The following is a 1184-nucleotide window of genomic DNA, read 5'->3' on the forward strand; positions in this document are numbered from 1 at the left end:
TCACCCGTGATAGGATGCTCAAAGCGCAGCATCACCGGCATGAAGACGTCTTGGCGATCAAGTTCGGATCATGCCGTAACCTCTTCAGAGCACCCGCAGGAATCGCGCGCGCCACCGTAAGCTGCATCACCTAATAAAGGATGTTGTAGGTAAGACATATGCACGCGAATCATGGTGAGTACGACCGGTTTCAAGACGCAAACGGATACGTGTGTGCTCACGGAAGTGCTCGGCAACACGGAAGTGCGTCACAGCAGGCTTACCCATTGGGCTCACCGCCATTAAGGTGCGTTTTGTTGCATGGCGGCCAATCGGTTTATCGACTTTGCCCCCCGCCGTCATTCGACCAATGGCAATGGCTTCGTATTCGCGCGTAATATGGCGTTTTTGTATGAGCACGCACCAAACGTGTTTGCGCCGGTACGGTTTTCGCCACAACCATTAGACCCGTGTGTCTTGTCCAACGATGAACAATGCCTGCACGCGGCACTTCCGCCACTTCAGGACAATGGAACAGCAATGCGTTTAACACTGTACCATCTGGCGTGCCAGCTCCTGGGTGGACGACAAAATCACGAGGCTTATTCATCACTAAGATATCGTCATCTTCATAGACAATATCCAGAGGAATATCTTGCGCTTCCCAGCGCACTTCATCTTCCAGCTCGGCCAAAACAGTAATCACCTCCCGCCCATCACTTTCGTTCTGGGTTTGGTGACTACGTTACCGTCCACGGTGACTTTTCCGTCAAGCAACCATTCTTTCAGGCGCGAGCGAGAAAAGTCTGCGAACAACTCTGCGATAGCTTGATCTAGGCGTTGGCCTAATTGGCTATCTTTTACGGTATTTGTTAATTCAATCTGCTGAGCCATATCGAACTTTTTAAAAACTGTGAGACTAATGCTCACTACTGTGGAAAAATAGTGTATTGCAACATTGTATCTGTTACTGACAAGAAAGTAACGGAAGCTTAAGAAATATTTAGAATCAAGGAATCGACTCCTGACATGAAACACCATACTTTAGCAGGCCTGCTCGCGGTATCAGTGTTGTTTGGCTGTTCAAGCAGTGAACAAATTGTGCCGGATGTGCCACCAGCAGAGCTGTATGCAGAAGCACAAACCTCTCTTCAAGGAGGAAACTGGCTCACCGCGATTGAGAAACTAGAAGCGCTAGATTCCCG

Annotated in this window: 1 protein-coding gene and 1 pseudogene; one reads left to right on the plus strand and one right to left on the minus strand. The window is 49.2% G+C overall.

The features are described 5' to 3' along the window. Nucleotides 1-873, minus strand: a pseudogene (rluD, locus tag CIK04_RS26465) (23S rRNA pseudouridine(1911/1915/1917) synthase RluD); the annotation flags it as partial. Between the two features lie 135 nt (nucleotides 874-1008). Here rluD and CIK04_RS26470 point away from each other — a divergent pair. Then, nucleotides 1009-1184 (plus strand): tetratricopeptide repeat protein (locus CIK04_RS26470; RefSeq protein ID WP_128824717.1); only part of this gene is annotated, 176 nt, incomplete at its 3' end.

Source organism: Vibrio sp. 03_296 (genome assembly GCF_002265885.1).